4 protein-coding genes and 1 pseudogene are annotated in these 6,572 nt (G+C 42.0%); 1 reads left to right on the top strand and 4 read right to left on the bottom strand.

What is annotated here, in order from left to right:
• Window positions 1-207 precede the first annotated feature (207 nt).
• Window positions 208-744 (top strand): GNAT family N-acetyltransferase, encoded by a 537-nt coding sequence (locus tag KO511_RS10435; RefSeq protein ID WP_215987376.1) that lies wholly within the window; start codon window positions 208-210, stop codon window positions 742-744.
• Window positions 745-1,068: 324 nt separating this feature from the next.
• Here the strand turns inward: KO511_RS10435 and KO511_RS10430 are convergent.
• The 4 genes and pseudogenes from KO511_RS10430 to KO511_RS10415 all read right to left on the bottom strand — a co-directional run bounded on the left by KO511_RS10430 (window position 1,069) and on the right by KO511_RS10415 (window position 6,543).
• Window positions 1,069-1,621: pseudogene (locus tag KO511_RS10430) on the bottom strand (GNAT family N-acetyltransferase).
• Window positions 1,622-1,677: 56 nt separating this feature from the next.
• Complete coding sequence (locus KO511_RS10425) at window positions 1,678-2,451, bottom strand: peptidoglycan binding protein CsiV (RefSeq protein WP_215987375.1); 774 nt, start codon at window positions 2,449-2,451, stop codon at window positions 1,678-1,680.
• Window positions 2,452-2,504: 53 nt separating this feature from the next.
• The gene (mfd, locus tag KO511_RS10420; protein WP_215987374.1) at window positions 2,505-5,966 is read right to left on the bottom strand and encodes a transcription-repair coupling factor; all 3,462 of its coding nucleotides are present in this window, start codon (window positions 5,964-5,966) and stop codon (window positions 2,505-2,507) included.
• A 7-nt stretch (window positions 5,967-5,973) separates the two neighbouring features.
• Entirely contained in the window at window positions 5,974-6,543 is a 570-nt protein-coding gene (locus tag KO511_RS10415) for a PilZ domain-containing protein (protein ID WP_215987373.1), read from the bottom strand.
• Between the last annotated feature and the right edge of the window lie 29 nt (window positions 6,544-6,572).

Here is a 6,572-nt window from a genome sequence, read left to right as displayed (position 1 = left end):
ATGTAACCGGAGAAGAGCCAATAAAACTTATCAAAACTCACCCACCCAGAAATTATATCTCACAGCGCAGACTAACTTTTTAATTTGCTGACTTAGCTAATGATTTTTTGTTGAAAGCTTGAAAGAAAGGCCACATTATAACCTCGTAAAAACGGCTTATCGCTGTACGAAAGCGATATATGACAATCGGAAGTTATAAGGGAAATCATGCAATTGAAACTAGACGGTTACTACCTTCGCTCACTGGACGTCGAAGATAAGGAAGCATTTTACCGGTGGTCTCTAGACCGTGAAGTTACACTTTATAGTCTTTCTTCATACGCGTATCCTCAATCAAAATCAGATATTGAAAAATGGCTTTTATCCATAAATTCAAACGCTAAAAATGTTTCTTTTGGCATATGTAGTGATGAGAATGATAAGCTACTTGGATATGCTGGTATATCTGGGATTAGTACTCTAAATCGTAGCGGTGAATACTTCATTCTTATTGGAGAAAAAAGTTATTGGGGTAAGGGTGTTGGCACATCAGTAACGAAACTCGTAACAGATTACGCTATACGCACTCTTGGTTTACACAGAGTTCAGCTTACAGCAAGCTCCCTTAATTACGGTGCAATTAAGGCTTATGAAAATGCAGGTTATCAACATGAAGGTGTGATGCGACAATCAGGTTTTCGTAATGGTGAATTTGTCGACAAAGTACTCATGTCAGTCCTGTCTACAGAGTGGTCAGGCAAATAACAAACTGTTCAGATGTTAGCTTGGTTGAGTTGACAATATCGCCGCTGATCACTGCGATCGGTTTAGAGGTAGGCTCCACATTAAAACTCCTTCTTTCATGTAGATACCAACTTAGTCTTTTATGGCTAATAGATGGGAGTTAGCCATTTAGAGCTAAACGGTTCATGAAACTTGTCGTTACCTTAGTTTGACTGTCATCGCTTTTGCGAGTGCCGTTCGACTACTGTGGTAGTGATCCAATATGATCAGCACCATCAATAATGAATACTGAGTTAAGCGACTTTTCCATACTTGAAGTAATTCATCAAATGGAGTTGAAAGAGTTTAAGACTCAGGTGGTAGGATGGAGTAAACCAAACCTTGATATGGCTTACCATTGTATATATATCGGTTAGGTGAACTGACTTCAAATACTGCTCCACATGACTTGGCGAGATTTTGGCTTGGAATATTATCGGGGTCACACACCACTTCGATGCGAGTTATTTTCAAAATTGAAAAACAAAATTCAATCAGTGCATTGACCGCTTCTCTTGCATAGCCTTGTTGCTGATAGTTATCGCCTAGCCAATAGCCAATAGCCAATACTAGCCATGTTGAAGGTATGGTATAGCTCATTTATCGCTACCATACCGATGAAAGTATGTTCTTTACGTGTATAAAGACCGAACCCATATGCCTCAGACCTAATCCAGTTGAGACGCGTTGCAAGAATAAACTTTTCTGCATCATCAAGAGAAAAGTCTTGATGACACCAGTCTATCCAACGGTGTAAGCCAGGAGAGGCGATAACGCATTGAGTAAGCTGCTTGTCGTCTTCCTGAGGTATCAATTTTAAAACCAATCTAGGGGTAATAATCTGATAGTCTGGCTTCATAATATACCTCAGTTTGACAAACAGCTCTTATAAAGAGCGACTTTAATTTTCAATAGTTATTGTGGCACACGCCTTACTTGAATGATGATCCCGAGTAATGGGTGATCCAAAAAGTGGGTTTCTGTGCTGCGCATACGTCTTTTTTGGTCCATACGATAGCTTTTAAGAAATTGCTCTGTGTGTACCTCAGGTGTTACGTCTTCCATTAACCCAGCTTGTACTGTCTCTGTTTGCTCGGAATCATTGAGCTGAGTAAATACCATAGGGTTATTTTCAAGCTTAACCTCATGAGTGCTTGGCGCTCTCATATCGAGTTGAACATCGGCATATAGATAATGTTCAACGTAGATTTGTAATTTGCCATCTAATTCGTATAACGGTCTGGAGATACTTTCTTCGGTGACACCATCAATAATTTCTGTTCCTAAATTGGTTCCTTTAGGGCTACCATCAGAATTAAATTGCCCTGAGAAATCTCGTCCTGCTTTGATACGAAAAGTTGGGGCAACGTAACGATTGCCGTCACCTTGGCGCCAAGCCATATGCGAAAGAATTTTAAAGCCAGCATGGCTTTTTAACTTCTGCACTTGTGGGTTTAGTTTGTAAGACGAGCTAGGCAGCAAAGTGACACCTTTTCGGTTGCGATAATTAGTGTCATTGAGATAGCCAACTTTATCCATCGATAGTTCAGGCAGGGAATCGGGCCAAGACTCAGAAGTCTGCTCTGGATTCAATGCGCGTTTAAAAATGATCACTTCTATATCGAATTGACGCTGGGCCCATGATGGCATTGCGACAACGAGTAGTAGTAGTGGGATCAGTTTTTTCATTGCAACTCCGTAATAAAGGTGAATTCACCTTGAATTAGTTAAGCCTGAGAATATCAGGCTTGTGGTAGAAGGTTATGGCGGAACTCTCCCAACATATCACCAACAAATTGAATCCTCTTGCGTCTATCCACTAATGGTACCGTAAACTTAAACTTAGTTGGGCCTTCCATTGCGAATTTTTGCGGTTGTGATTGCAGTAGTTTAACCAAATAGGTCGGATTAATGTCAGCGTCTGGGTAGAACTCAATGAATCCACCTTTATCATGCGCTTCTATTTTTTTCACTTTTAGGCTGCCTGCTTCGAGCTTTACTTCAGAAACGGCGAGTAAATTCTTTGTGGCATCTGGCAGAAGACCAAAACGGTCAATAAGTTCAATTTTCAGGTCTTCCAACTCTACTTGATCTGACACACTAGCAATTTGCTTATACATGGACAAACGAGTATTAACATCGGGTATGTAATCGTCAGGCAGCAAAGCAGGTAGGCGCATTTCGACTTCTGTTTGTTCACGAAGTAGCTCATCGAGAGAAGGCTCTTTACCTTCCTTGAGAGCTTCTACAGCCTGCTCGAGCATTTCCATATAAAGAGTAAAACCAACGGACTGAATTTGCCCGCTTTGCTCATCGCCTAGTAATTCCCCGGCACCACGAATCTCTAAGTCATGCGTTGCTAGAGTAAATCCAGCGCCTAAATCTTCGAGTGATGCGATAGCGTCTAAGCGTTTTATCGCATCTTTGGATATGGCTTTAGGTGGCGGAGTAAGTAGGTAAGCATATGCCTGGTGGTGAGAGCGTCCCACTCGGCCACGTAGCTGATGCAACTGCGCAAGGCCTAGATTATCGGCTCTGTTCATTAGGATAGTATTGGCGGTAGGGACATCAATACCGGTCTCAATAATGGTGGTACACACTAAAAGATTAAAGCGCTGGTGATAGAAATCGTTCATGATCTTTTCAAGTTCACGCTCACGCATTTGTCCATGTGCAACGGTAACGCGTGCCTCGGGAATCAATTTTTCTAGATCAGCGGCTACTTTTTCAATGGTGTCTACTTGATTGTGCAAAAAATAAACTTGTCCACCCCGCATGATCTCACGCAGTGCTGCTTCTCTTATCACCGCGGTATCATACTGGCGAACGAAGGTCTTGATTGCTAAACGTCTAGCAGGAGGTGTGGCAATAATTGACAAATCACGCATACCACTCATGGCCATATTTAAGGTACGTGGGATTGGTGTTGCCGTAAGAGTTAAAATGTCCACGTCTGCTCGCATCGCTTTCATTTTTTCTTTTTGACGAACACCGAAGCGATGCTCTTCGTCAACAATAAGTAGCCCAAGATCGTTAAATTTGATGTCATCAGATAAGAGTTTATGGGTTCCAACGACCAAATCGACTTTACCAGCTTCGATATCTTTTAGTATTTGTTTTTGTTCTTTTGCTGTTTTAAACCGTGATAAGACTTCGACTCGAATTGGCAAGTTTGCAAAGCGATCTCTAAAGTTCTCAAAGTGCTGCTGAGCAAGGAGTGTCGTTGGAACTAATACCGCTACTTGCTTTCCATTATCAGTTGAGACAAATGCAGCCCGCATGGCGACTTCTGTTTTACCAAAACCTACATCGCCACAGACTAGGCGGTCCATAGCCTTAGCTTGGCACATGTCAGACATGACCGCGTTGATTGCTGTAGATTGATCGTCAGTTTCTTCAAATGGGAAACCAGCTTTAAACGTGGCATATTGATCGCGGTCTAAGGCGAATTTATAACCAGGTTTGAGTTCCCGTTTTGCGTATACATCCAGCAACTCGGCCGCGACATCACGTACTTTTTCCGCCGCTCTTCGCCGAGCTTTGATCCAGGCTTCGCCTCCTAACTTGTGCAGCGGTGCTGATTCTTCGGCGCCTCCTGAGTAACGACTGATTAAATTCAGTGATGCCACAGGCACGTAGAGCTTGGCTTCATTTTGGTATTCTAAAGTAACATATTCGGTTTTTAGACCGCCCGCTTCGAGCGTTTGTAGACCAATATAGCGTCCGATGCCGTGGTCTATGTGGACAACAGGTTGACCTGATTTAAGCTCTGCAAGGTTACGAATTACTGCATCACTATTGGTTGTTTTGCGATCTTTACGACGTCGTTGAATGACTCTATCGCCAAGCAGATCACTTTCACATATGAATGCTAGTTGTTGGTTACCGTATAAAAAACCATGTTCAGCAGCGCCAAGCACTAAAGCAAATTTATTGTCTGCTTTAATTGCTGAAGAAAAGCTATCTAGCTCAATGGGTCGAAGCTTGATACGTTGCAACAGTTCTAACAACGCTTCTCTGCGGCCTTCTGATTCGACTGAAAATACAATTTTGCCGGAAAACGTTTCACTAAATTGGCGTAGTGCTGCCATTGGTTCTTTATTCTGATGTTGAGCCGAGAGATTCGGTAAAGGCTGAATGCTTGGATTGACTCTACCTTGTTTTTCGACGATTGCATCTGTTGATAAATGAATTTGAGGCAATGCTTTGAAGTGACTAAACAGCTCATCTTTTTTTAGCCAAAGTTCAGCCGGTGGCAGTAGAGGCCGCAGTGGGTCTATTTTTCGCTGCTCATAGCGATAATCAGCATCTGAGAGGAAATGGTCAATGGCGCCTTCAAGATCGCCAACAGTAATTAATTGACTATCGTCTGCAATATAGTCAAACAGTGTTTCCGAATGTTCAAAGAATAAAGGTTGCCAGTATTCTATTCCAGCGGGCCATGTCCCTTTTGATACTTGAACGTATATAGATTCTGGCTCTCTTCTTGTTTCAAATCTTTGGCGCCAGCGGATACGAAAGTCTTCAATTGCTCCTTCAGAAGTTGGGAATTCGTGTGCAGGAAGCAGACAAATTTCCTTAACATCTTCTATTGAACGTTGATTTTCTGGATCAAAAGTTCGTATTGTGTCTATCTCATCATCGAAAAAGTCAATTCGAAATGGGTCACTAGAGCCCATAGGGTAAAGGTCAATAATCGATCCTCTACTGGCATATTCACCGGGGCCAAAGACCTGTTCTACATGACGATAACCAGATTTTTCGAGTTGGATACGGAGTTTCTCAAGAGAATACAAGTCGCCAATTTTTACCATCAGGCTATGTTGCAATAGGAAATCTCTAGGGGACTGCCTTTGCAATAATGTGCTGACTGGAATGATGGTAATTCCATGCTTTTGAGTGGGTAGCTTGTATAAACGAGCAATGCGATCAGAAATGATTTCTTGATGAGGGGAAAAGCTGTCGTAAGGCAGCGTTTCCCAGTCAGGAAATAGTGACACTTCTTGATCTGTAAATTGCTCAATTTCCTGTAAAAGTTTTAGAGCAGTTTGTGGGTCGGCGACGGCTAATAAAGTATGGCTGTCATGCTGGTTTGCGAGTTCAGAAACCGCAAGCGCCATGCTAGCACCCTGCAAATTACCGACCTGTTTTTTATCTCCGGCTCCAGTTGCACTGGCCAGATTGAAGAGTAATGTAATAGGCATAATAAGATTATTTTTTGTCGCGATCCTTGGAGCGCTGACGGAGTAATTTTTGTTGTTGATAAAGTGCCGCTTTAATTAAGAGATCTTCATCCTGATCGCGTAGTAAATCATATTTTATAGTGATTAGGAAATCATCGCCATCTTGTTCACAGGTTTCTACATGTCCATAGCAGTAGACAGCTGTCGCTGGATGCTCAATAAACATTTTCACAAGGACTTTGGTTGCTATTGCAAGTGCACTTTCCGCGCTATAGCAGAATTTACTCGCACCAAAAGAGTGAGTTTGATGGCGATACTGAACTTCATCTTGCTGAGAGAGCATAAAAGTCAATAATAAGTTGAGCTTAGAATTTTGTGCATCGAGTAGATCAATGACATGTTTGAAATCATTATTTTTCAGCTCAATTCGAGCTTGGTCATTTAGCATATCTAGATGGCTGAATTCACTTGCGACCAGAAAAGGAGCTGGAATTTCTTTTTCGAACTGATCATAGCTTGGTAGAATCTGGCTTGTAGGCAAAGGCTCAACGTTAACAGACATGTTGTGATGAACGGTAAAATATTCTTGATCAGACATAGGCAAATTCCTTGAAACTATGTGTTGAT

This window comes from Vibrio hepatarius, assembly GCF_018860525.1.
Lineage (GTDB): Bacteria > Pseudomonadota > Gammaproteobacteria > Enterobacterales > Vibrionaceae > Vibrio > Vibrio hepatarius_B.
Note: the sequence above shows the minus strand (reverse complement) of the source record. Positions and strands in the feature narration are given on the sequence as shown.

Bases quoted from the DNA above. Each gene is read 5' to 3' on its own strand.
- KO511_RS10435 (WP_215987376.1), top strand. From the start codon at position 208: ATGCAATTGAAACTAGACGGTTACTACCTTCGCTCACTGGACGTCGAA.
- KO511_RS10425 (WP_215987375.1), bottom strand. From the start codon at position 2,451: ATGAAAAAACTGATCCCACTACTACTACTCGTTGTCGCAATGCCATCA.
- mfd (WP_215987374.1), bottom strand. From the start codon at position 5,966: ATGCCTATTACATTACTCTTCAATCTGGCCAGTGCAACTGGAGCCGGA.
- KO511_RS10415 (WP_215987373.1), bottom strand. From the start codon at position 6,543: ATGTCTGATCAAGAATATTTTACCGTTCATCACAACATGTCTGTTAAC.